Raw genomic sequence first — 24,197 nt, forward strand, 5'->3', positions numbered from 1 at the left:
GTAAATGTGGTGATGGTACCAAGTGCAGTACATCTCCACAGCATTCCGGCAACAAGTCGAAACCCAGTTTTCTGGCCTGGATCAATGTCGAATGCGCCTCCATGGCTTACCGTGGTGGGTTCCTGCCACTCTTTTCAAGGATGAAACGCAATGCAGTCAATGGACCGCAATCATGATATTCAGCCCCTGTCGCGGGCAGACATGACCATCGAGCTCAACGGTCGGCCGGTACCGGCCGCGGCAGGCGAAAGCGTGCTCAACGTGCTGCACGCAGTGGGCCTGCGCCAGGTGGCACGCAACGACCATGGCCAGGTCACGGGTGCCTTCTGCGGCATGGGCGTGTGCCACTGCTGCCTGGTGTCGATCAACGGTCGCCCCAAGCGCCGCGCCTGCCAGACCATCGTCAAGCCGGGCATGCAGGTCGAAACCGGGGTCAACCGCTTCGACGTGGAGGGTGTCGAATGAGCCTGCGTCCGGTAATAGTCGGCGGCGGTTCGGCAGGCATGGCGGCTGCCATCGAACTGGCCCGGCATGGCGTCTCCAGCGTGCTGTTCGACGAAGCTTCGCGTCTGGGCGGGGTGGTCTATCGCGGCCCTTTGCGCAGCGGCGTCGACCTGGGCTACCTGGGCAAGCGTTATGCCAGCGCGCTGAACACCCTGCACGAAGAGTTCGCCGATTGTGCCGAGCGCATCGACGTGCGCCTGGAAACCCGTGTGGTCGGGGGCGAAGGCGGCAACCGCCTGATGGTGCTGGACAGCGACGAGCAGCTGCACGAAGTGGAGTACAGCCACCTGGTACTGTCCGCCGGCTGCCACGAGCGCAACGTGCCGTTCCCCGGCTGGACCCTGCCCGGCGTGATGCTGCTGGGCGGTCTGCAGTTGCAGATCAAGAGCGGCGTGGTCAAGCCGCTGGGCACCACCGTCATCGCCGGCACCGGCCCGCTGCTGCCCCTAGTGGCATGCCAGCTGCACGCGGCCGGGGTCAAGGTGGAAGGGGTGTACGAGGCATGTGCCTTCGGCAAGATCGCCAAGGAAAGCCTGGCGCTGCTGAACAAGCCGCAGCTGTTTCTCGACGGCCTGAGCATGCTCGGTTATCTGAAGCTCAACGGTATCCCCATGAACTACGGCTGGGGCGTGGTAGGTGCCAACGGCGAGGGCGAACTCACCGAAGTGCGCCTGGCCCCCTACAGTGACAACTGGCAGCCGGACATCAGCCGTGTGCAGCGCGTCTCGGCGCAGACCCTGGCCGTGGGCTACGGCTTCATTCCGCGCACCCAGCTCAGCCAGCAGATGGGCCTGGCCCACGGCTTCAACGAAGACGGCTACCTGCGCGCCGAAAGCAACGTGTGGCAACAGAGCAGCGAGCCGCACATTCACCTGGCCGGTGACATGGGCGGGATTCGCGGTGGCGAAGCCGCGATGCTCACCGGGCGCATCGCCGCCGTGTCGATCCTGCACCAGGCTCAGGTCATCACCCCCGAACAGGCGCTGGACCTGCGCGAACGCTACCTGGGCAAGCTGGCCGCGATCAAGCGCTTTCGTGCCGGGGTAGACCGCTACACACTGCGCGGCACTGAGCAGATCACGCTGCCCGCACCCGACACCGTCATCTGCCGCTGCGAGCACGTCACCCGCAGCGACATCGACCGCGCCCTGGAGCAGGGTGTACAGGACATGGCCGGGCTGAAGATGCGCACCCGCGTGAGCATGGGCGATTGCCAGGGCCGCATGTGCGTGGGCTACTGCAACGATCGCCTGCGCCAGGCCACCGGGCGTGCCGATGTGGGCTGGCTGCGCCCGCGGTTCCCCATCGACCCGATCCCTTTCTCCGCATTCAAGAACCTCGGCACGGAAGCTGAAGCATGAACAGAACCTATGATGTGGTCATCGCCGGCGGCGGTGTGATCGGCGCTTCCTGCGCCTACCAGTTGTCCAAGCGTGGCAACCTCAGGATCGCGCTGATCGACGCCAAGCGCCCCGGCAACGCTACCCGCGCCTCGGCGGGCGGGTTGTGGGCGATCGGCGAATCGGTCGGCCTGGGCTGCGGGGTGATCTTCTTTCGCATGATGTCGCAAAAGCACAAGCGCGAAGCCAACGGCGCCGCCGTGGCGGTCGATTCCAGCACCCCGCACATCCTGCCGCAGTCGTTCTTCGACTTCGCGCTGCAATCCAATGCCTTGTACCCCGGCCTGCACCAGGAACTGATGGAGCGCCACGGCATGGACTTCAAGTTCGAGCGCACCGGCCTCAAGTACGTGATCTACGACGACGAGGACCGCCTGTACGCCGAGCATATCGTCGCGCAGATCCCGCACCTGGCCCACGAGGTTCGCTGGCTCGACCGCGATGCCCTGCGCAAGGCCGAGCCAGCCGTCAGCCACCATGCCCACGGCGCGCTGGAGTTCCTGTGCGATCACCAGGTCAGCCCGTTCCGTCTGGCCGATGCCTACACCGAAGGTGCGCGGCAGAACGGCGTCGACCTGTTCCTCAACACCAACGTCACCGGCGTGCTGCACCAAGGCGACCGGGTGGTGGGGGTCAAGACCGACGTGGAAGGCGAGTTTCACTGCCAGACCCTGATCAACGCCGGCGGCGCCTGGGCGGCAGAACTGAGCGAGATGGCCACCGGCCTGAGCATTCCGGTCAAGCCGGTCAAGGGCCAGATTCTGCTCACCGAGCGCATGCCCAAGCTGCTGCAAGGCTGTCTGACCACCGCCGATTGCTACATGGCGCAGAAGGACAACGGCGAGATCCTGATCGGCAGCACCACCGAAGACAAGGGCTTCGACGTCACCACCACCTATCCGGAAATCAATGGTCTGGTACAGGGCGCGGTGCGCTGCATTCCGGAGCTGGCGCAGATCAACCTCAAACGCAGCTGGGCAGGCCTGCGTCCCGGTTCGCCGGACGAGCTGCCGATTCTCGGCCCGGTGCAGAGCGTGAGTGGCTATCTCAATGCCTGTGGGCACTTTCGCACCGGCATCCTGACCTCGGCGATCACTGGCGTGCTGATCGACAAGGTGCTGCATGAGGAGGCACTGCCGCTGGACCTGACGCCGTTCCTCGCGGACCGCTTCGGTGCTCAGCCCAAAGCCGCCCAGGCCTGACCCGGTGCGTGCCTGAACCTGCGGTGATGGTCGCCGTCGGTTCAGGCGCACGGATCAAGCGTGCAGGCTGACCGGGGTCAGATCTGCATGGCCATGCCTTCGACGTTCATCGCCGCCTGGCGCAAGGCCTCGGAGCGAGTCGGGTGCGGGTGGCAGGTGAGGGCGATGTCTTCGGCCGAGGCCGAGAACTCCATGGCCACGCAGTACTCACCGATCATCTCGCTGACGCACGGGCCAACCAGGTGCACGCCGAGTACCTCGTCGGTTTCGGCATCGGCCAGCACCTTGGCGAAGCCTTCGGTCTCGTGGTTGATCTTGGCCCGGCTGTTGGCCATGAACGGGAACTTGCCGACCTTGTAGGCGCGACCTTCGGCCTTGAGCTGCTCTTCGGTCTTGCCCACGCTGGCCAGTTCGGGGCGGGTGTAGATCACCCCCGGGATCAGCCCGTAGTTCACTTCGTGGGCCTTGCCGTGGATGCGCTCGATGCAGGCGATGGCTTCGTCTTCGGCCTTGTGGGCGAGCATCGGGCCGCTGGTGACGTCGCCGATCACCCACACGCCCGGCACGCTGGTGCGATGGCCCTGGTTCTCGAGCATGCCGCGCTTGTCGGTCTGCAGGCCTACCGTTTGCAGGCCCAGGCCCTGGGTGTAGGGGCGACGGCCGATGGCGACCAGCACGTAGTCGGCCTGCAGGGTTTCGGAGGTGCCGCCGGCGGCCGGTTCGAGGGTCAGGCTGACACCGTCGGCCGACGGCGTGGCCTGGGTCACCTTGCTGCCCAGCTTGAAGCTCATACCTTGCTTGGCCAATGCGCGCTGCAGGGTCTTGGCGGTTTCTTCGTCGGTGCCGGGGCAGATGCGGTCGAGGTATTCCACCACGGTGACCTGGCTACCGAGGCGGCGCCACACCGAGCCCAGCTCCAGCCCGATCACGCCCGCGCCGATCACCACCAGGTGTTTGGGCACCTGGGGCAGGGCGAGGGCGCCGGTGGAGTCGATGATGCGCTGGTTGTCGATGGTCACGCCGGGCAGCGGAGTCGGCTCGGACCCGGTGGCGATGACGATGTCCTTGGCCTGCAGTTCGGTCACGGCGCCCTGGTCATCGGTGACCTTGACCTTGCCCACGCCATCGAGCTGGCCCCAGCCCTTGATCCAGTCGACCTTGTTCTTGCGAAACAGGAACTCGATGCCCTTGGTCAGGCCCGCGACGCTCTCGTCCTTCTGTTTCATCATCTGCGCCAGGTTCAGGCTTGGCTTGACCTCGATACCGAGGTTGGCGAACTCGCTGCCGGCAGCCGCTTCGTAGAGTTCGGAGGCATGCAGCAGGGCCTTGGACGGCATGCAGCCAACGTTCAGGCAGGTGCCACCGAGGGTCGGGCGACCTTCGACACAGGCCACGCTCAGGCCCAGCTGGCCTGCGCGAATGGCAGCGTTGTAGCCGCCAGGGCCGCCGCCGATGATCACGACATCATAGGTTTTCATTGTTGTACTCCCGGATGAAGAATCGACAATGCCGCCAAGGTTAGGGGCCGATCTGGAGGTTGTATACAATTTATGCCACTACCTTTTTGCATCGGCCGGTCTACGACGATAGTCCGGCATGCCTCCCTGTTCTTGAGGATGGGCTACCCTTTTGTGCAGACGTCCGAAGATTACGGGAGGCTCATTTCATGCTTGCGCAACTTCCACCTGTTCTGCAAAGCCTGCGGTTGCCCTTGCGACTCAAGCTTTGGGATGGTCACGAATTCGATCTCGGCCCCCAGCCGCAGGTCACCATCGTGGTCAAGGATCCCCAGCTGATCGGCCAGTTGACCCACCCCAGCCTGGATGAGCTGGGCGCGGCGTTCGTCGAGGGCAAGCTGGAACTGGAGGGCACCATCGGCGAAGTCATCCGCGTGTGCGACGAGCTCAGTCAGGCGTTGCTCACGGACGAGGAAGAAGACCAGCCGGTGCGCAGCGAGCATGACAAGGCCACCGACGCGGCGGCCATTTCCTACCACTACGACCTGTCCAACGATTTCTACCAGCTGTGGCTGGACCGCGACATGGCGTATTCCTGCGCCTACTTCAAGACCCCCGGCGACACCCTTGAGCAGGCCCAGCAGAACAAGTTCGAGCACCTGTGCCGCAAGCTGCGGCTCAAGCAGGGCGACTACCTGCTGGACGTGGGCTGTGGCTGGGGTGGGTTGTCACGTTATGCCGCACGTGAGTTCGGCGCCAAGGTGTTCGGCATCACCCTGAGCAAGGAGCAGCTCAAGTTGGGGCGTGAACGGGTCAAGGCAGAAGGGCTTGAAGATCAGGTGGAACTGCAGATTCTCGACTACCGCGACCTGCCCCAGGACGGTCGCTTCGACAAGGTGGTGAGTGTCGGCATGTTCGAACACGTGGGGCATGCCAACCTGGCGTTGTACTGCCAGCGCTTGTTCGGCGCGGTGCGCGAAGGCGGCCTGGTGATGAACCACGGCATCACCGCCAAGCATGTGGACGGGCGCCCGGTGGGGCGCGGCGCGGGCAATTTCATCGAGCGCTATGTGTTCCCCCATGGCGAGCTGCCGCACCTGTCGATGATCAGTGCGCGTATCAGCGAAGCGGGGCTGGAAGTGGTCGACGTCGAGAGCCTGCGCCTGCATTACGCACGGACGCTGGCGCAGTGGAGCGATCGCCTGGAAAGCCAGCTGGACAAGGCCGCGAGCCTGGTGCCGGAAAAGGCCCTGCGCATCTGGAGGCTGTACCTGGCCGGTTGCTCCTATGCCTTTGCCAAGGGCTGGATCAACCTGCACCAGATTCTGGCAGTCAAGCCGTTCGCCGATGGTGGCCACGACCTGCCGCTGACCCGCGAGGACCTGTACCGCTGACAGTCGCGCTCAGAGGATCGGCGAGATCAGTCGGGCGATGCGCATCCCCAGTTGTTGCAGGCGGCGCGTCTGCTGGCTGTCCTCGGGGGTGATTTCCCGCGCTTGGTCGAAGTCGTGCTGGAGCATGGCTTCGACCTGCGCGGCAAAGGCAAGGTCTACGGTCAGCAGCATGATTTCGAAGTTCAGGCGGAACGAGCGGTTGTCCAGGTTGGCACTGCCGATGGCGCTGACTTCGTTGTCGACCAGCACCACCTTCTGGTGCAGAAACCCCGGCCCGTAGCGGAACATGCGCACCCCGGCCTGCACCGCCTCGAAGGCGAACAGGCTGGAGGCGGCGTACACGATACGGTGGTCAGGGCGCGAGGGAATCAGGATACGCACGTCGACGCCCCGCAACACCGCCAGGCGCAGCGCGGCCGACACGGCCTCGTCGGGAATGAAGTACGGGCTGGTGATCCAGAGCCGCTCGCGCGCCGCGTGGATGGCGTCGACAAAAAACAGCGAACAGGTCTCCTGCGGATCGGCCGGCCCGCTGGCCAGTACCTGGCAAAGTACGCCGTTGTCGGGGTAGGTGTCGGGCAGGATCAGTGGCGGCAACTGGCGCGCCGCCCAGTACCAGTCTTCGGCAAAGGATTCCTGCAGGCAGGCCAGCACCGGGCCGCTGACCTGCACATGGGTGTCGCGCCAGGGCGATAGCCTGGGGTTGCCGCCCAGGTATTCGTCGCCCACGTTATGGCCCCCCATGAACCCCAGCATGCCGTCGACCACCACGATCTTGCGATGGTTGCGGAAGTTGACCTGGAAGCGGTTGAACCAACCGCGGCGGGTGGCGAAGGCGCGGATGTTCACGCCGCCTTCGCGCAAGCTCTGTATATAGGCGGAGGGCAGGGCGTGACTGCCAACGCTGTCGAACAGCACGTAGATCTTCACCCCTTCAGCGGCCTTTCTCAGCAGCAGCGCCTTGAGCTCACGGCCGATGCCGTCGTCGTGGATGATGAAGAACTGGATCAGTACCGTGTCGTGGGCCGCTTCTATCGCCTTGAAGATCGCGTCGAAGGTGGCCTGTCCGTCGATCAGCAGGCTGACCTGGTTGTTGGCCAGGCACGGCATGCGCCCAAGCTTGGGCATGGCCCGCAGCGCCGCATAGGATTCGGAGTTGCGCGCGGTCAGCGCCTCTTCCACCCAGGGGCGCCAGTTGAGGTCGGCCATGGCCACGTGCATTTCGCGGTTGGCCTGGCGGCGGGCCTGGATGTAGGCGTCGAAGGTGCGACTGCCGAATACCAGGTACGGAATCAGCGTGAAGTAGGGGATAAACAGCAGCGACATGGCCCAGGCAATTGCACCTTGGGCAGTGCGCACGGTGAACACGGCATGCAGGGCGGCAATCACGCCCAGCAGGTGAATCAAACCGATGAGGTAACCGAAGAAGTAAGGGCTGTGGTAATCCATACACATTCTGCTATCCGAGGGCACTGCCCGCTAACAGAGCACGTTCGCGCCTGCACTTGCAACTGAAAGCACGAAAACGCGTCTAAGCTGTGTTCCGGCTTGGGGCCGGATTCTGAAGGAGTCACTACATGAAAAGTCGTCTGCCGATGCTGGCACTGGTACTGGGCCTGGCGAGCCCGTTGGTGCATGCGCAGATGTTGCAACCGGGCCTGTGGGAGTTGACCAGCAGCAACATGCAGGTCGATGGCAAGCCACTGCCCGACATGGAATTCATGCTCGGCCAGTTGAAGAACCTGCCGCCCGAGCAGCGCGCAATGATCGAGGGTGGCCTGGCCAAGCAAGGCATCAGCGTCGGGGGCAAAGGGGTGCGTTCGTGCCTGACCCAGGAGCAGGTTCAGACCAACGACATTCCGCTGCAGGACCCGCAGTCGGGGTGCACGCAGAAGATCACCGAGCGCAACGGCAATGTGTGGAAGTTCACCTTCAGTTGCCCCAAGGCTCAAGGCAACGGTGAAGCGCAGTTTCTCAGCGATCGGGAATTTCTGACCAAGGTCAGCGGCACGTTCAATGCGTCCGGTGTTGAGCAAAAGGGCAGCATGAACACCCGTGCGGTGTGGCTGGGCAACGATTGCGGCACGGTCAAGCCGCGCACCTGATCAGCGCAGGTGCCACTGCCATTGGCTTTGCGCGACAGCGTCGTGGGCATGCAGGCTTTCGGCATGTTCCACACGCAGCTTGAAGCCGTCGATCCACGGCAGCGGTTGCAGGGCCAGATGCAGGCGCCTCGCGGCGTCTTCGCAGAACATCAGGTTCTGCCCGTTGGCCAGCGCAAACGCCTGTTCGTCGGCTCGTTTCACGGCTGTCTGCACAGCAGTGCCGAGAGCTGCCTCGGCCAGGTCGATCAGCTGTCGAAAGGGCATTTGCTCCTCGCCTGGGGCCAGGCGCAGGTGCAGATGGGCCGTGCTGCGTTGGCTGTGTGGTGTTGCCACGATGCCTTGGGCGGTGCCGAGCCAATGCAGGATGGCAGCATGATCGAGGTTACTGCGGTTGGCGAAATCATCGACGAACTGCTGCTGAATCAACTGGCGGGCGAGCGCGGCGGAGCATGGGCAGGTCGAGGAATACTCGACTTGTGCGTTTAGTTCCACGTGGAACACTCCGTTTTCCAAACGCGCGTCCACACTCACCGGATAAGCCTTCCAGCCTGCCAGCGGGCTGACCAGCGCAGGCCGCTTGAGCAGCAATTCAAAGCCAAGACGCAGGTAAGCGGTGGTAGAGAGGCCCTGATGGCTGTCGATAAACCGTTCCAGGACCTGGCGCACCAACCCTACTGAAAACGCCGCGTGCTCGAATGCCTCCAGCGCGAGGTACAGGCGCGACATGTGAATCCCCCGCGAGGCTCCATCATCCAGGCTGACGCCGGCATCGGCGCTGGCGCGTACCTGAACGCCGTCGAGTGTGATCGGCAGTGCGATGCCGCACATGCCAACCCATTCCAGAGGCATGGATTGCTGGCTGGCCTGAGCGGCGATATCGGGAAGGGTCAGGGCGTTCATGCTGAAACCATCGCTGAATTAAAAACCGGTACGTTACATTATAACGATTCATTCATCATAGCTTTTTCCGAGTCCTCACTCGCAGCCCCCAAGGCGATTGCAACGCAGGCTGAAGCGTTGGCCGCTGGAGCTGGACACCCGGTTCTGCGTGGTCCAACCCACCCGGCGGCTATAGCCGACCCAGGCTTCGCCGTCGCTGGCCAGGCCCGTGTAGAAGGTCAGCGGCCCATAGAGGCTGTTGGTTTGCACCCAGCGTCGCTGCCCCAACACCTCAACGCCGCGCACGTACTGGGTGTTGCCCTGGCTGTGCACGCTGTACACATTGCCGTCGCGATCTTGGCAGGCCAGCAGGTTGGCGCTGCGCGTGCATTGGGCAGGCTCACTGCGCGGCATCGCGGCGTGAACCGTCGCGACAGGAATTAGCAGGAGCGAAAGCAGTACGAAGGTTTTCATCCAATCTCCGATTGGCTAAATTGCATTGTTATAATATAACATTGAAAAAGGCATCCTTCGAATGCTCCGACGCCCTGATGAGGTATTTGCGCCATGACCGACCGTCTCCCCGTTACCGTGCTGTCCGGCTTTCTAGGTGCCGGCAAGAGCACCCTGCTCAACCATGTGCTGCGTAACCGCGACAACCTGCGGGTGGCGGTGATCGTCAACGACATGAGTGAAATCAATATCGACGCCAGCGAAGTGCAGCGCAACGTCAGCCTCAATCGTGCAGAAGAAAAACTGGTCGAGATGAGCAATGGCTGCATCTGCTGCACCCTGCGCGAAGATCTGCTCGAAGAGGTCGCGCGGCTTGCCCGCGAGGGGCGTTTCGATTACCTGTTGATCGAGTCCACCGGCATATCCGAGCCGCTACCGGTAGCCGAAACCTTTACCTTCCGTGATGAACAAGGCCGCAGCCTGGCCGACCAGGCGCGGCTGGACACCATGGTCACGGTGGTAGACGGGCTGAATTTCCTGGGTGACTACCAGGCCGCCGACAGCCTGGCTTCGCGCGGCGAGACCCTGGGCGAGGGCGATGAACGTTCCATCAGCGACCTGCTGATCGAGCAGGTCGAGTTCGCCGATGTGATCCTGTTGAGCAAGATCGACCTGATCGGCAGCGATGAGCGCGAAGAACTCTGCGCCATTCTGCGCTCGCTCAATGCCCATGCCCAGATCGTGCCGATGGTGATGGGGCAGGTGCCATTGGCGCAGATTCTCGATACCGGCCTGTTCGACTTCGAGCGTGCTGCCCAGGCGCCGGGCTGGCTGCAGGAACTGCGCGGTACGCATGTGCCGGAAACCCAGGAGTACGGCATTGCCGCCACCACCTGGCAGGCCCGCCGCCCCTTGCACCCACAGCGTTTTTTCGACTTTATCCACAGGCCCTGGAGCAACGGCCGCCTGTTGCGTTCCAAGGGCTTTTTCTGGCTGGCCAGCAAGCACCAGGAAGCCGGCAGCTGGTCCCAGGCCGGCGGCATGATGCGCCACGGCTTTGCCGGTCGCTGGTGGCGTTTCGTACCACGCGGGCAATGGCCCCAGGACCCGCAGGACGCGGCGGCGATCCTCAAGCACTGGACGGCCGAATGCGGCGATTGCCGACAGGAGCTGGTGTTCATCGGGCAGCACATCGACTTTGCGCAACTGGATGCCGAGCTGGGCGCCTGCCTGCTGAGCGATGAAGAAATGGCATTGGGCGCCGAGGGCTGGCAACGCCTGCCCGACCCGTTTGGCGACTGGCACGACGAAGAGGCGGCCTGATGCTGGCCCTGAAACGCCGTGGCAGCGCCCGGCAAACAGTCGGCGAATCGCCCCAGGTGCTGACCGAGGTGCTGCAGGATGGCGTCAATTTGGCCGTGTGGCAGCGCCAGTTGCCGGTGCATGTGGCCGATTTTGCCCAGGTGCTGTTGTCCCTTGGGCAGCCGCTGGCCGAGTCCCTGACCCTGGAGTTGCAGCCAGATGACGACGCACCCGCCCTGCGCGGGTTGGCGGCAGCGTATGCCGATCTGCAGGGGTATGAGGGGTTCATCTGCGATGTGCGCTGGCTGGTGGGCGCCTACGCCTGCCTGCTCGACGCGCGTCGGGTGGGGCTGCGCCTGCGCGCACTGGAGGGCGCAATGTGCCCGCGTTTTCACGTCGACCACGTGCCGGCGCGGCTGATCTGTACCTATGCGGGCCCCGGCAGTGAATGGCTGACGGCGCCCGATGCGGTGCAGGTGGAGCAGTTGTCGACCGGTGATGTGGCCGTGCTCAAGGGCGAGAGGTGGCTGGGTAATGAGGGGCATGGGCTGGTGCACCGTTCGCCGGCGGTACCTGCAGGGCAGCGCCGCCTTATGCTGACGCTTGACTGGATGGCCTGAGCGCGCAGCATAGTGCGTATCCTTCCTGACGAATCGATGCGCATGCTGCAGAACATACCCACCCACCTGATCGGCGGCCCCCTGGGCGCCGGCAAGACCAGCCTGATCCGGCACCTGCTGGCCCAGCGCCCGGCCCACGAGCGGTGGGCGGTGCTGATCAACGAGTTCGGCCAGATCGGCCTGGATGCCGCCTTGCTCGCCACCGACGATGATGGCGTGGCGATGGGCGAAGTGGCGGGCGGATGCCTGTGCTGCGTGAATGGTGCACCGTTCCAGGTGGGCCTGGGGCGCTTGTTGCGCAAGGCGCGCCCTCATCGACTGTTCATCGAGCCTTCGGGGCTGGGTCATCCTGCCCAGTTGCTGGCCCAGCTGAGCGAAGCACCCTGGCAAGGCGTGCTGGCGGTTCAGCCGTCGGTGCTGGTACTGGACGCTCAGGCATTGGCGGCAGGCCAGGTATTACCCCAGCCGCAGGCGCAGGCACTGCACGGTGCGGGGCTGCTGGTGCTCAACAAATCTGAAGGCTTGGCGGCCGCCACGCGCCTGTGGATAAGCCAGGGCTTGCCTGATGTACCCCAGCTTTGGACGGACCATGGGCAGATTGCGCTGAACAGCCTGCCGGGCGTTGGTGTGCATCCGTTGCCGGTGGATAACTTCAAGTTGCCGGAGGCCAGGCCGTTGCCGGCGGCGCTGTGGATAAACCCGCTGACGCCGATCTGTCTTTATCAACAGCTGGAGCAGGGCTGGAGCATTGGTTGGCGCTGGCACCCGAGCCAGCAGTTGCACCCGCAGCGTTTGCAGCAATGGCTTGCAGGCCTTGGGTGGCGCAGGGCGAAGCTGGTTATCCACAGCCCGGAGGGTTGGCAGTCGGCCAATGCGCTGGAGGGGCAGGCGCTGCACTGGCAGGCCAGCGAGTGGCGGCGCGACTCGCGTATCGAGCTGATATTTGCACAGCCGCAGGCAGTGGCGGCCTTGGAGCAGGGGATGCAGGAATGCCGGATTCCCTGAAGACAGGGCCGGCCTCTTTGCAGGCAAGGCTGGCCCCGGTAGACGAAGGGAACGTCACTGGCGCCAGCGATTGTGCTCCTGGCGCCACTGGTTCATCTCGATCACGTTGCCGCCCTGCACCGGCGGCTTGATCTCGAACGGGTAGGGTGCCAGTTCGATCTGCATCGTATGCGCGCCAAACTGCGTCACCGTACCGGGGTGACGATGTTCGCCCGTCACCGTGAATTCGAAGTTGTACACACGGGCCAGGCGCTTGCGCCCGTTGGCATCGCGCACAAAACCGATGCGCTTGAGCGCCACGTTGCCATCCAGCAGTTCCAGATCGAGCTTGGCGCAATGCTGCTTGACCCGTTCCAGTGCCTTTTCGCGCAGGCCGTGGTTATGCCACAGCCAGGCGCCTGCGGTGGCCAGCAGCATCAGCACCAGAAGGTTTTCGAGGGTTAACATCTACGTTCGCTCCAACCAGATAGGCTCAGCTTAACTGCCACCCCGGTCTGTCGTACAGGTGGCATTTGGCGCCATACTGCGCGCCTTGTTTTTCATTCGATCGTTTGGAAGCCCTGCATGAAACGTACACCGCATCTGCTCGCCATCCAGTCACACGTGGTATTCGGCCACGCCGGCAACAGCGCCGCGGTGTTTCCGATGCAACGGGTGGGGGTCAATGTCTGGCCGCTGAACACCGTTCAGTTCTCCAACCATACTCAGTATGGCCAGTGGACCGGCGAAGTGCTTGCGCCAGAGCAAATTCCGGCGCTGGTGGACGGGATTGCGACGATCGGCGAGCTGGGCAACTGTGATGCGGTGCTTTCCGGCTACCTCGGCAGCGCCGCCCAGGGCCGTGCGATTCTTACTGGGGTGGCGCGGATCAAGGCGGTCAACCCGAACGCCCTGTACCTGTGCGACCCCGTCATGGGGCATCCGGAAAAAGGCTGCATCGTACCCGCCGAGGTCAGTGACTTCCTGCTCGAGGAAGCGGTTGCGGTGGCGGATGTGCTGTGCCCCAATCAGTTGGAGCTCGACAGCTTCTGCGGGCGTCGGGCCGAGTCGCTGGAGGACTGCGTGGCCATGGCGCGCAGCCTGCTCGCCCGCGGGCCCAAGGCTGTGCTGGTCAAGCACCTGGCATACCCGGGACGCAAGGCTGAAGACTTCGAGATGCTGCTGGTGACTGCCGAAGGCAGTTGGCACCTGCAGCGACCGCTGCTGGCCTTTGCGCGGCAGCCGGTGGGGGTCGGCGACCTGACCTCCGGCCTGTTCCTGGCGCGGGTGCTGCTGGGTGACAGCTGGGTGGCGGCTTTCGAATTCACTGCCGCGGCCGTGCACGAGGTGCTGCTGGAAACCCAGGCTTGCACCAGCTACGAGCTGGAGCTGGTGCGTGCCCAGGACCGCATCATGCACCCGCGGGTGCGCTTCGAGGCACGGCGCCTGGCGCTCTAGAAGGCGTCGCCCTTGAGTTCCTGGTAGCGCTTTTCGAGTTCCTGGCGAATCAGGCGGCGCTGCTTGCCTTGCACGAAGCGGCGCTTTTCCTCGCTGGTCTCTGGCTGGCGTGGCGGCACGGCGACCGGCTTGCGATCGTCGTCCACCGCGACCATGGTGAAGAAGCAGCTGTTGCTGTGGCGCACCGAGCGCTCGCGGATATTTTCGGTGACGACCTTGATCCCGACCTCCATCGAGGTGTTGCCGGTGTAGTTCACCGACGCCAGGAAGGTCACCAGTTCGCCCACGTGTACCGGCTCGCGAAAGACCACCTGATCCACCGACAACGTCACCACATAACGGCCGGCGTAGCGGCTGGCGCAGGCATAGGCGACTTCATCGAGGTACTTGAGCAGGGTGCCGCCGTGTACGTTGCCAGAAAAGTTGGCCATGTCCGGGGTCATCAGGACGGTCATCGACAGCTGGGCGTTTCCAGGTTCCATAGTGTGCTCACGGTAAGGTTGCGCTGAGGCGGGGTGGCGAGTGGTCGTCACGCTTCTTTTCCCCAATTTCGAATCCCATGAAAACGGGACGCTGACAGCGCCGTTGCCGTCACGCCGTTCGTGCCATCTTTGGCGTGTTACCGGTCTATCTGTTTCTTGATATTACACCGCCTTTTCGTCGCAGGCGCCGGTGTTAACCTGACCAAGCCCATGCAATGTGGTGCCTGGCGTCATTTGACAGACTAATTCCCCCGCCGCTCCACGACAGGCATGTCATCGAGCGGCGGGCTTGTTCTTCGGTTCGAAGTAAGGAGCTCCACGCCGTGCATGCCATCAGCTTTATTCAGGATCTGGCGGTGATCATGCTGGTTGCCGGTGTGGTCACCATCCTGTTTCACCGTTTCAAGCAGCCGGTGGTACTCGGCTATATCGTCGCCGGCTTCATCATCGGCCCGCACACCCCGCCATTCGGCCTTATCCACGACGAAGACACGATCAAGACGCTGGCCGAACTCGGGGTGATCTTCCTGATGTTCTGCCTGGGGCTGGAGTTCAGCCTGCGCAAGCTGTTCAAGGTGGGGGCCACGGCGTTCATTGCGGCCTTCCTCGAAATCGTGCTGATGATCTGGATCGGCTTCGAGATCGGCCGCTGGTTCGGCTGGAACACCATGGACTCGCTGTTCCTGGGCGCAATCCTGGCAATTTCTTCCACCACCATCATCGTCAAGGCGCTCAACGACCTGAAGATGAAGAACGAGCGCTTCGCCCAACTGATCTTCGGCGTGCTGATCGTCGAGGACATCCTCGGTATCGGCATCATTGCCCTGCTGTCGGGCATTGCGGTCAGCGGCGCGGTCAGTTCCGGCGAGGTGTTCTCCACCGTCGGCAAGCTGTCGCTGTTCATGATCGTGGCGCTGGTCATCGGCATACTGCTGGTACCGCGGGTACTGGCCTACGTGGCCAGGTTCGAAAGCAACGAGATGCTGCTGATTACCGTGCTGGGCCTGTGCTTCGGCTTCTGCCTGCTGGTGGTCAAGCTCGAGTACAGCATGGTACTGGGCGCGTTCCTGATCGGGGCGATCATGGCCGAATCGCGCCAGTTGCTGAAGATCGAGCAGTTGATCGAGCCGGTTCGCGACCTGTTCAGTGCCATCTTCTTCGTCGCCATCGGCCTGATGATCGACCTGAGCGTGCTCATCGAGTACATCTGGCCGATCGTGGTCATCACTGTAGCGGTGGTCCTGGGCAAGATGCTCTCGTGCGGCATGGGCGCTTTCATCGCCGGCAACGACGGTCGCACCTCGTTGCGGGTGGGCATGGGGCTTTCGCAGATCGGCGAATTCTCCTTCATCATCGCTGCGCTGGGCATGACCCTGCAGGTCACCAGCGACTTCCTTTACCCGGTGGCGGTGGCGGTGTCGGCCATTACCACCTTGCTCACGCCCTACCTGATTCGCGCCGCCGACCCGCTGTCGCTCAAGCTTGCCAGTGTGGTGCCCAAGCGCTTGTCGCGGGTGCTGTCGCTGTACGGCGAATGGCTGCGCAGCATCCAGCCGCAGGGCGAGGGCGCGATGGTGGCGGCGATGATCCGGCGCATCCTGCTGCAGGTGGGGGTCAACCTGGCGCTGGTGGTGGCGATCTTCTTCAGTGGTGGTTACTTCGCGGCACGCATCGGCGAGTACCTGAGCGAATGGTTGCCCGACCTGGCCCAGCAGAAAGCGCTGATCTGGGGCGCGGCGTTGCTGCTGTCATTGCCGTTCCTGATTGCCGCGTATCGCAAGCTCAAGGCGCTGTCGATGCTGCTGGCCGAAATGGGGGTCAAGCCGGAAATGGCCGGGCGCCATACCCAGCGCGTGCGCCGGGTGATCGCCGAGGTGATCCCGCTGCTGTCGCTGCTGGTGATCTTCCTGCTGCTGTCGGCGCTGTCGGCGAGCATCCTGCCCACCAGCGAGCTGCTGTTGCTGATCGCGGTGGTGGCGGCCGGCGTGGTGGCGTTGCTGTGGCGCTGGTTCATCCGGGTGCACACGCGCATGCAGATCGCACTGCTCGAAACCCTCGACAATCAGAAGGAACATCACCCCTAGGGTTTGCAGCGCAGCGGCTGGTCCCGCCATTGGGCCCAGGCCTGTGTCCAACCTTCGGCGTGGCTCACACCGGGCAGCGCAACCTGCTGCATGCAGCGGGCACTGCCTAGTTCCACGCGGTAGTGCTCGAACAGCGAGGCCGGCACGCTGCGGTCCTGCAGGCCGAGAAGGTGGCGCTGCGGCAGGTCGCGCAGGCGCTGGCGATAGTCCAGCGGCTCCAGTGAGCCCGCCAGTGGCGTCAGTTGCAGGGTCTGTGCCCAGTACCGCGGGCTGAGGTTGCCGGCCAGGGTCTGTACCTGGGTAACGTCACTTCGCCGGGCGGCCAGCAGCAAGGCCAGCGCACCCCCGCCGGAATAGCCGATCAGCTCGAACTCCTGGTTGCCATAGCGTTGCTTGATGCCGCTCAGGGCTTGGTCCAGGCTATCGAGCACTGCCTTGCCAAAGCGCTGGTCGGTCCACATCGCTGCGCGGCAGCCAGGCGCACTGACGAACTGGCAAGGGCGCGCCAGGTACAGGCTGGGCTGTGGGTCTTCCAGGGCCAGTCGCGCCAGCAACAGGTTGCGCGGGCTGGGGTCCAGGCTGGGTTGGCTGGAGGTGGCCCAGGCGCGTCCGTCACCTTCCAGATAGACACGCAGGCGCAGGGCGCCTGGCGCCTTGAGCGGAACGCTCAGCGCCAGCGGGAAGGGCTGGGTAGGCTGGATCTCGACACGATGGCCATGGGCCTGGCTGAGGGTCTGCAACTGTGTCAGCGGCGCCTGGCAGCCGCTCGCCAGCAGCAGGGCGAGCAGTGTGAACAGTCTGGAGTACATCGACAGGGCCCCGGAATGTGAAGGTGCATTCCTGTGCGCGCGGGTCGTATGTCCGAGGGGATGGAGCGGTAGCAACACCGCCGCGCACAGGAAGGCGCGGCGATTCTACGAAGATTGATAGCTCAGAGCCATCATTTTTGTCCGACAAACTGACGGATCAGCTTTCCAGCCACACGTCGCGCGCCCAGTGCCATACCGATTCCCAGGTTTCTTCGGTCACCAGCTCTTCTTCGGCCGACCACAGCACCACGGTGCCGTCTTCCTCGACGCAGTAGTAATCGTCACCATCCTGGCAGATCGGAATCAGCGAACGGTCCACGCCGGCATCCCAGGCATTGGCCGCCACGTCAGGCAGGTAGGTATGCGATTGCGGGTCAGTAACGGTCACCGGCTCCAGGCTGCCGTACACCACATCGCTGACGGTCAACAGGAACTCCCTGAAGACGAACGGGATATCGATGAACAGCTGTTCTTCAATCTCGACCAGCAGGTCTTCGTCGGGCAACTCAAGCGGTACGGGTACCGGTTCGTTGGCTTCACGCAGTTGCTCGATGATTTCTTCCACGGGTTCAATCCTCTTACCTTGACGACACGCTGCGCGTTATACCCTAGTAGGACGCTACGCTAAAAGCAAAACCCCGGGCAAGCCCGGGGTTTTTTGTGCAATGCCTCAAGATCAGCCGTTCTGGCGGATCCCTGCGACCAGCCAAGGCTGGTTTTCGCCCTGGGCACGTTCCATGTTCCAGCTTTCGCTGAACACTTCGCCCTGGTCGAAACGCGAGGTTTTCGACACACCGCTGAAGGTCAGGGTGGCGATGGTGCGGTCGGCACGGTCATCCACGCCTTCCAGTTGCACGTTCAGGTCGTCGATGTAGGTGGACTGGAAGCCTTCACCCAGCTCGGCACGTTCCTTTTTCAGGAACTGCAGCATCTGCGGGGTAACGAACTCGGCGATCTTGTCGATCTCGTTGGCGTCCCAGTGCTGCTGCAGGGTCTGGAAGTGGTTGCGTGCAGCGGCCAGAAAGCTCTCTTCATTGAACCAGGCTGGTGCGTTGATTACCGGGCGGGCCGCGGCAGGTGCAGCGGAACCACCGAAGATCGACGGCTGAGCCGGTTGCTCGTGAACTTCACGCTGGAACGGCGCGTGACCGGCAGCGGCCATCTGCGGCTGTTGCTTGCGGCGACGGGCGGCAATGAAACGGAAGATCAGGAAGGCGATGACCGCCATGATCAGGATGTCGAAGATCTGCATGCCCTGGAAGCCGTCGCCCATGAACATGGAGGCCAGCAGGCCCCCGGCGGCGAGGCCGGCCAGAGGGCCGAGCCAGCGCGAAGCACCGCTTGCGGCTGCCGGTGGACGGCCTGCCGCATTTGGCGTGGCGGCCGGCGTGGCCGGAGCGGCCTGGCGCGTCTGGTGGGTCGGCGCGGCGCCCGAGCTCTTGCCGCCGCCGAAGCGCTTGGCGTTGGCGTCGAGGCTCAGCGTAAGGCCGATGCACAGCGCCAAGGCGATGCTAAGAAAACGTTGCATAGAAGGGTATTCCCGTTTTGTGGAGTGCACGCGCGCCATGGTGCACAGGTTGTAGGACACATGACTAGCGCCATAATGTTTCTATCTTTTGCTTGGCGCTGTGGGATGTTTATCAAGTGCGTGTAGGAACTGGCCGACCTCTTCGCCGGCAAGGCCGGCTCCCACAGGGGACGGCCTTGCCGGCGGAGGGTGTTACAGCGGCTCCAGCTTGGCGTAGCCAAGCATCAGCCACTTGCTGCCTTCGGCGAAGTTCACCTGCACCCGCGCCTGGGCACCGGCGCCCTCGAAATTGAGGATCACGCCCTCGCCAAACACCGCGTGCTGCACGCGCTGGCCGAGGTTGAAGGCGGTTTCGGGGATGTTCGCCGCACCGAACAGGCTGCTCGAATTCTGTTTCTGACCCGAGCCGAACGGCCGGCTGACGCTGTTGGACAAGCGCACTTCCTGCACCAGCCCCGCAGGGATCTCACGCACGAATCGCGACACCTTGTTATAGGTTTCGCTGCCGTACAGGCGCCGGGTCTCGGCGTAGGTCATCACCAGCTGCTGCATGGCGCGGGTAATGCCCACATAGGCCAGACGGCGTTCCTCTTCCAGGCGGCCGGGCTCTTCCAGGCTCATCTTGTGCGGGAACAGGCCCTCTTCCATGCCCACCAGGAACACGTGGGGGAACTCCAGGCCCTTGGCGCTGTGCAGGGTCATCAGCTGGATGCTGTCTTCGTGTTCCTCGGCCTGGGCATCGCCGGCCTCGAGGGAGGCGTGGCCCAGGAACGCAGCCAGCGGCGACAGCTCGGCGTCTTCCTCGGCGCTTTCGAAGTTGCGCGCGGCGCTGACCAGTTCTTCAAGGTTTTCTACCCGTGCCTGGCCCTTTTCACCCTTTTCTTCCTGGTGATAGATGATCAGCCCGGACTGCTCGATCACGGTCTGGGTCATCAGGTGCAACGGCATGTCCATGACCTTGGCCGAGAGGTTCTCGATCAGCTCGATGAACGCGGCCAGGGCGCTGGCGGCACGGCCCTTGAGGCCCTTGTTGGCGATCAGCAGGCTCATCGACTCCCACATCGATACCTGGGCGTGACGGGCGTGTTCGCGAATCGCCTCCACGGTCTTCTCGCCGATGCCGCGCGGCGGTACGTTGATCACCCGCTCCAGCGCCGCGTCATTGCCACGCCCTTCAAGCAGGCGCAGGTAGGCCATGGCGTTCTTGATCTCGGCGCGTTCGAAGAAGCGCTGACCACCATAGATGCGGTACGGGATGCGCTCGCGCAGCAGGGCTTCCTCGAGCACCCGCGACTGGGCGTTGGAGCGGTACAAGATGGCGATGTCGCTGCGCGCCATGCCGGTCTTGAGCGCGCTCTCGATGGTCTCGACCACATAGCGCGCTTCGTCGTGTTCGTTGAAGGCGGCGTACAGGCTCAGCGGTTCGCCGTCGCCGCCGTCGGTCCACAGCTCCTTGCCCAGGCGATCACTGTTGTTGGCGATCAGGGCGTTGGCCGCCTTGAGGATGCCGGCGGTGGAGCGGTAGTTCTGCTCCAGGCGGATCATCTGGGTGTCGGGGAAGTCGGCACTGTACTGGTGGATGTTCTCGATCTTGGCGCCGCGCCAGCCATAGATGGACTGGTCGTCGTCGCCCACCACCATCAGGCTGTCACCGCCCTGGGCCAGCAGGCGCAACCAGGCGTACTGCACGGCGTTGGTGTCCTGGAACTCGTCCACCAGCAGGTGGCGGAAGCGCCGCTGGTAGTGCTGCAGCAGGCCCGGGTTGTCGCGCCACAGGTCCAGCGCGCGCAGCAGCAGTTCGGAGAAGTCGATCACGCCGGCGCGCTGGCAGGCTGCCTCGTAGGCCTCGTAGATGCTGCGCATGGTGCCCAGGAACAGGTCGCCGCTGGCCTGGATGTGCTGCGGGCGCAGCCCTTCGTCCTTCTGCCCGTTGATGAACCACTGCGCCTGGCGTACCGGCCAGCGCTGTTCGTCCAGGCCCAGCTCGCGGATCACCCGCTTGACCAGGCGTTGCTGGTCATCGCTGTCGAGGATCTGGAAGTTCTGGTTCAGCCCCGCTTCCTGCCAGTGGGCACGCAACAGGCGGTGCGCCAGGCCGTGGAAGGTACCCACCCACATGCCGGCCGGGTTGATGCCCATCAACTGCTCGATGCGCTGGCGCATCTCGGCGGCGGCCTTGTTGGTGAAGGTCACCGACAGCACCGAATGGGGTGAGGCCTGCTCGACCTGGATCAACCAGGCGATACGGTGCACCAGCACTCGGGTCTTACCGGAGCCGGCACCGGCCAGAACCAACTGGCGACCAAGCGGGGCCGCTACGGCCTGGCGTTGGGCGTCGTTGAGGGAGTTCAACAGGAGGGAGAGGTCATCGCGCATCCCGCCATTTTAGGGGCGCAAGCGAGCCGGGGGCAAACCCATGGTGGAAAAAGATCGACCAAGGCGCCGCCCGCTCATCGGTCGCGCCCCTTGGCCCGCGTGCTTGAGGGCTCGGCACTGAAACCAGGTTCCATAATTGCCACGCACAATTTATGACCCAGAGCAGTTTGGCCCAGGCGCCTGCTTGTGTATGCTCCGTGCTCGTTCGAGGCTCACCATTACAAGAACATTGCCTATGACCTTCGCATCTGCCTCCGTCAGCGTGCCGCTGGAAGCGCGCCGCGGTATTCGCAAACAGTTCGCCACGCAACTGGCCGTCGAGCGTACCCGTCTGTTGTACCAGGGCTCGTTGCTGCCCACCCTGTTCATGCTGCTCAACGGCCTGGTGTGTGCCTGGCTGCTGTGGAGCCCGCAGCGCTACCTGCTGGTCAGTGTGTGGATCGTCTGGTTGATGGCGCTGGTAGCGCTGCGGGTCATTCAGGTGGCGGCCTTCGACGCGGCGATGCCCGATCGACAGGTGCAACCGACCTGGTGGCGCATGTTCCTGCTCGGTTCGGCCTTCAGCGGCCTGACCCTGGCCAGCGCGGCGATTGCCCTGGTGCCTGTGGATAACTTCGTGCAACAGGCCTGGGTCTTTGGCTTGCTGGGGGCCGCGACCCTGTCGGCAAGTGTGGCCTACGCGGTCAGCCTGCCGGCGTTCCTGAGTTTCACCTTACCGTGCCTGCTGCCGCCGATCGCGTTCCTGTTCTGGCGCGGTGACGAGCAGCAGCAGGGCTGGGGCTGGCTGGGGCTGATCCTGCTCGGCGCGTTGATGGTGGTGGCCTGGCAGGTCAATCGGCTGATCGAGGGGGGCCTGTTGCGCCGCTTTCAGAACCAGGCGCTGATCGAGCACCTGCAGGCCGCGCAGGCGCGCAGCGAGCGGCTCAACAAGGCCCTGGCGACCGAGGTCGAGCAGCGTCGGCTGATCGAGGAGCAACTGCGTCAGGCCCAGGCCGGGCTGGAATCGAGGGTGGCGCAGCGCAGCCAGGAGCTGGACCGCGCCAACCAGGCCCTGAGCAAGAGCGAGCAGCGCCTGGCCCTGGCGCTGGAAGCCAGTGAGCTGGGTCTGTGGGACTGGAATCTGGAAACCGACGAGGTGCATCACACCCAATTGCACGAGCTGTTCGGCCTGAACCCGGAGCAGGTGCGGGCGGTGCAGGCGCACCTCAAGCCGCGCCTGCACCCGGATGACGTGCCGGCGCTCAAGCGCGCCCTGGTCGACCACCTCAAGGGGCGCACCGACGATTACCGTATCGAGTACCGCTTCCGCCACGCCCAGGGCCACTGGTGCTGGATCGAGGACCGCGGCCGCGCGGTGGAGCGCGATGCCGCCGGGCGGGTGGTGCGCATGCTCGGCACCCGGCGCGACGTGAGCGCGCGCAAGGCCCAGCAGGAACAGCAACGCCTGGCCGCAACCGTATTCGAGGCGGCCAGCGAAGGCATCGCGATCATGGGGCCGGACTATGCCGTACTGGCCGCCAACCAGGCGTTCTGCCACATGACCGGCTACGTGCGCGAAGAACTACTGGGGCGCAATGCGCTGGAGCTTCCATGCAGCCGCGACGCGCGCCGGCACTACGGTGCCATCGACCAGGCCCTGGCGCAGCAGGGGCGCTGGGAAGGCGAGCTGGTTGAGGCGCGCAAGAGCGGGGAACTCTACCCGCAGTGGCTGCAACTGACCGGCGTGACGGATGCGCGTGGCCAGGTCGGCACCATCGTGGGTTTCTTCACCGACCTGTCGGCACGCCGCGAGTCAGAAGAGCGCCTGCGGTACCTGGCGCACTACGACGAACTGACCGGCCTGGCCAACCGCGCGCTGTTCCGCCTGCGTCTGCATGAAGCCGGCCAGCGCCTGCGTGGCAGCGGTCGCAGCCTGGCGCTGCTGCACATCGACCTGGACCGCTTCAAGCTGCTCAACGACAGCCTGGGCCATGAGCTGGCCGACCGGCTGCTCAAGACCATGGCCCAGCGCATCGGCAACGCAGTGCCCGAGGCCGATACCGTGGCGCGTCTGTCCGGTGACGAGTTCGTGGTGCTGTTCGACGGCTATTCACACCTGTCCAGCCTGGTGCGGGTGGCGACGCGCCTGCTGGACAAGCTGCGCGTGCCGCTGCGTGTCGACGGGCACGAGCTGGTGATCAGCGCTTCAGTGGGGGTCAGTCTGCTGCCCGATGCCAGCCTGGATGTCAGCACCCTGGTGAGCCAGGCCAACATGGCCATGCAGCACGCCAAGCACCTCGGCGGCGACGGGTTCCAGTTCTACACCGAGAGCCTGCAGGCCAGCACCCTGGAGCGCCTGCAACTGGAGAACCAGCTGCGCAAGGCCATCGAAGAACGCCAGCTGGAGGTCTATTACCAGCCCAAACTGTGCCTGACCAGCGGCCGCCTGCAGGCTGCCGAGGCCCTGGTGCGCTGGCATCACCCGCAGGTGGGCATGGTGCCACCGGGCGACTTCATCGGCCTGGCCGAAGAGACCGGGCTGATCGCGCCGATGGGCGAGTTCGTGTTGCGCCAGGCGTGCTGGCAGGCCTGTGAATGGCAACGGCAGGGGCTGGCGCCGATTCGCGTGTCGGTGAACCTGTCGGTGTATCAGTTGCGCCAGGGCAAGCTGGTCAGCCTGGTGCGTCAGGTGCTGGAAGACAGCGGCCTGGCACCGCACCTGCTGGAGCTGGAGCTGACCGAAAGCCAGTTGCTCGACAGTGTGGAGCACATCATCGCGACCTTTCATCAGTTGCATGAACTGGGGGTCAAGCTGGCCATCGACGATTTCGGCACCGGCTATTCGTCGCTCAGCTACCTCAAGCGTTTTCCGGTGAATTACGTGAAGATCGACCAGACCTTCATCCGTGGCCTGCACGAAGGCAGCGAGGACGCCGCAATCACCCGTGCGATCATTGTCATGGCCCACAGCCTGGGCCTGCAGGTGGTGGCCGAAGGGGTGGAAACCCAGGAGCAGTTGGCGTTTCTGCGCGAGCAGGGCTGCGATGAGGTGCAGGGCTACCTGATCAGCCGGCCGGTGGAGGCCGACAGCCTGGCCGCCTTGCTGCGTGAGGATCGGCGCTGGTAGCCCCACGGCCAGGGCCCCGATCAACGGGGCCCTGGCGTTGTAACAAGTCGCAGC

At 64.1% G+C, this 24,197-nt stretch carries 21 protein-coding genes; 11 read left to right on the top strand and 10 right to left on the bottom strand.

What is annotated here, in order from left to right:
* Positions 1–150 precede the first annotated feature (150 nt).
* The 3 genes from hcnA to hcnC are packed head-to-tail and all read left to right on the top strand — an operon-like array spanning position 151 to position 3,106.
* On the top strand, positions 151–465 hold the full coding sequence (gene hcnA / locus ACPRTJ_RS10400; protein ID WP_043861504.1) for a cyanide-forming glycine dehydrogenase subunit HcnA: 315 nt from the start codon (positions 151–153) through the stop codon (positions 463–465).
* Positions 462–1,865: a cyanide-forming glycine dehydrogenase subunit HcnB gene (gene hcnB, locus ACPRTJ_RS10405; protein ID WP_043861505.1), complete on the top strand. Its 1,404-nt coding sequence runs from the start codon at positions 462–464 to the stop codon at positions 1,863–1,865. The genes hcnA and hcnB overlap by 4 nt, the downstream gene beginning before the upstream one ends.
* Positions 1,862–3,106 (top strand): cyanide-forming glycine dehydrogenase subunit HcnC, encoded by a 1,245-nt coding sequence (gene hcnC, locus ACPRTJ_RS10410; protein WP_054916441.1) that lies wholly within the window; start codon positions 1,862–1,864, stop codon positions 3,104–3,106. Before hcnB ends, hcnC begins: the two co-directional genes overlap by 4 nt.
* A gap of 77 nt (positions 3,107–3,183) precedes the next feature.
* On the opposite strand, the gene lpdA is transcribed toward hcnC, so the two are convergent.
* Positions 3,184–4,584, bottom strand: a complete 1,401-nt coding sequence (gene lpdA / locus ACPRTJ_RS10415) for a dihydrolipoyl dehydrogenase (protein ID WP_054916442.1) — start codon at positions 4,582–4,584, stop codon at positions 3,184–3,186.
* Between the two features lie 188 nt (positions 4,585–4,772).
* Here lpdA and cfaB point away from each other — a divergent pair, with 188 nt between their 5' ends.
* On the top strand, positions 4,773–5,957 hold the full coding sequence (gene cfaB, locus ACPRTJ_RS10420) for a C17 cyclopropane fatty acid synthase CfaB (RefSeq protein ID WP_054916443.1): 1,185 nt from the start codon (positions 4,773–4,775) through the stop codon (positions 5,955–5,957).
* 9 nt (positions 5,958–5,966) lie between these two features.
* On the opposite strand, the gene cls is transcribed toward cfaB, so the two are convergent.
* Positions 5,967–7,406 (bottom strand): cardiolipin synthase, encoded by a 1,440-nt coding sequence (gene cls / locus ACPRTJ_RS10425; protein ID WP_054916444.1) that lies wholly within the window; start codon positions 7,404–7,406, stop codon positions 5,967–5,969.
* 128 nt (positions 7,407–7,534) lie between these two features.
* On the opposite strand from cls, the gene ACPRTJ_RS10430 reads away from it, so the two are divergent.
* On the top strand, positions 7,535–8,062 hold the full coding sequence (locus tag ACPRTJ_RS10430; protein ID WP_043861510.1) for a DUF3617 domain-containing protein: 528 nt from the start codon (positions 7,535–7,537) through the stop codon (positions 8,060–8,062).
* Here the strand turns inward: ACPRTJ_RS10430 and folE2 are convergent, their stop codons facing one another.
* Both folE2 and ACPRTJ_RS10440 read right to left on the bottom strand, forming a co-directional pair.
* Positions 8,063–8,962, bottom strand: coding sequence for a GTP cyclohydrolase FolE2 (gene folE2, locus ACPRTJ_RS10435; protein WP_116052431.1), 900 nt, complete (start codon positions 8,960–8,962; stop codon positions 8,063–8,065).
* 75 nt (positions 8,963–9,037) lie between these two features.
* Positions 9,038–9,355: a glutamine synthetase gene (locus ACPRTJ_RS10440; RefSeq protein ID WP_290445893.1), complete on the bottom strand. Its 318-nt coding sequence runs from the start codon at positions 9,353–9,355 to the stop codon at positions 9,038–9,040.
* A 153-nt stretch (positions 9,356–9,508) separates the two neighbouring features.
* Here ACPRTJ_RS10440 and zigA point away from each other — a divergent pair, with 153 nt between their 5' ends.
* The 3 genes from zigA to ACPRTJ_RS10455 are packed head-to-tail and all read left to right on the top strand — an operon-like array spanning position 9,509 to position 12,321.
* The gene (gene zigA, locus ACPRTJ_RS10445; protein ID WP_088513960.1) at positions 9,509–10,717 is read left to right on the top strand and encodes a zinc metallochaperone GTPase ZigA; all 1,209 of its coding nucleotides are present in this window, start codon (positions 9,509–9,511) and stop codon (positions 10,715–10,717) included.
* Complete coding sequence (locus tag ACPRTJ_RS10450; RefSeq protein WP_104571764.1) at positions 10,717–11,316, top strand: DUF1826 domain-containing protein; 600 nt, start codon at positions 10,717–10,719, stop codon at positions 11,314–11,316. The genes zigA and ACPRTJ_RS10450 overlap by 1 nt, the downstream gene beginning before the upstream one ends.
* Positions 11,317–11,358: 42 nt before the next feature.
* Complete coding sequence (locus ACPRTJ_RS10455) at positions 11,359–12,321, top strand: CobW family GTP-binding protein (RefSeq protein WP_100634894.1); 963 nt, start codon at positions 11,359–11,361, stop codon at positions 12,319–12,321.
* Between the two features lie 54 nt (positions 12,322–12,375).
* On the opposite strand, the gene ACPRTJ_RS10460 is transcribed toward ACPRTJ_RS10455, so the two are convergent.
* Entirely contained in the window at positions 12,376–12,768 is a 393-nt protein-coding gene (locus tag ACPRTJ_RS10460) for a DUF3301 domain-containing protein (RefSeq protein WP_043861515.1), read from the bottom strand.
* Positions 12,769–12,885: 117 nt separating this feature from the next.
* Here ACPRTJ_RS10460 and pdxY point away from each other — a divergent pair, with 117 nt between their 5' ends.
* Positions 12,886–13,758: a pyridoxal kinase PdxY gene (pdxY, locus tag ACPRTJ_RS10465; protein ID WP_100634868.1), complete on the top strand. Its 873-nt coding sequence runs from the start codon at positions 12,886–12,888 to the stop codon at positions 13,756–13,758.
* Here the strand turns inward: pdxY and ACPRTJ_RS10470 are convergent.
* A complete protein-coding gene (locus tag ACPRTJ_RS10470; protein ID WP_043861517.1) occupies positions 13,755–14,240 on the bottom strand; it encodes an acyl-CoA thioesterase in 486 nt (161 codons plus the stop codon). The genes pdxY and ACPRTJ_RS10470 overlap by 4 nt on opposite strands.
* Positions 14,241–14,563: 323 nt before the next feature.
* Between ACPRTJ_RS10470 and ACPRTJ_RS10475 the strand changes: the two genes are divergently transcribed.
* The gene (locus tag ACPRTJ_RS10475) at positions 14,564–16,324 is read left to right on the top strand and encodes a cation:proton antiporter (RefSeq protein WP_054916449.1); all 1,761 of its coding nucleotides are present in this window, start codon (positions 14,564–14,566) and stop codon (positions 16,322–16,324) included.
* On the opposite strand, the gene ACPRTJ_RS10480 is transcribed toward ACPRTJ_RS10475, so the two are convergent.
* The 4 genes from ACPRTJ_RS10480 to uvrD form a co-directional block, all read right to left on the bottom strand.
* Positions 16,321–17,133 (bottom strand): hypothetical protein, encoded by an 813-nt coding sequence (locus tag ACPRTJ_RS10480; RefSeq protein ID WP_058541958.1) that lies wholly within the window; start codon positions 17,131–17,133, stop codon positions 16,321–16,323. The two genes, ACPRTJ_RS10475 and ACPRTJ_RS10480, sit on opposite strands and share 4 nt — an antisense overlap.
* Positions 17,134–17,290: 157 nt before the next feature.
* The gene (locus tag ACPRTJ_RS10485) at positions 17,291–17,698 is read right to left on the bottom strand and encodes an SMI1/KNR4 family protein (protein WP_014720555.1); all 408 of its coding nucleotides are present in this window, start codon (positions 17,696–17,698) and stop codon (positions 17,291–17,293) included.
* A gap of 111 nt (positions 17,699–17,809) precedes the next feature.
* Positions 17,810–18,661 (bottom strand): Tim44 domain-containing protein, encoded by an 852-nt coding sequence (locus ACPRTJ_RS10490; RefSeq protein ID WP_043861520.1) that lies wholly within the window; start codon positions 18,659–18,661, stop codon positions 17,810–17,812.
* Positions 18,662–18,853: 192 nt separating this feature from the next.
* On the bottom strand, positions 18,854–21,037 hold the full coding sequence (gene uvrD / locus ACPRTJ_RS10495; protein WP_054916451.1) for a DNA helicase II: 2,184 nt from the start codon (positions 21,035–21,037) through the stop codon (positions 18,854–18,856).
* 235 nt (positions 21,038–21,272) lie between these two features.
* Here uvrD and ACPRTJ_RS10500 point away from each other — a divergent pair, with 235 nt between their 5' ends.
* Complete coding sequence (locus ACPRTJ_RS10500; RefSeq protein WP_054916452.1) at positions 21,273–24,143, top strand: EAL domain-containing protein; 2,871 nt, start codon at positions 21,273–21,275, stop codon at positions 24,141–24,143.
* Positions 24,144–24,197: the final 54 nt, after the last annotated feature.

The organism is Pseudomonas palmensis, from assembly GCF_049942755.1.
Classification (GTDB): domain Bacteria; phylum Pseudomonadota; class Gammaproteobacteria; order Pseudomonadales; family Pseudomonadaceae; genus Aquipseudomonas; species Aquipseudomonas palmensis.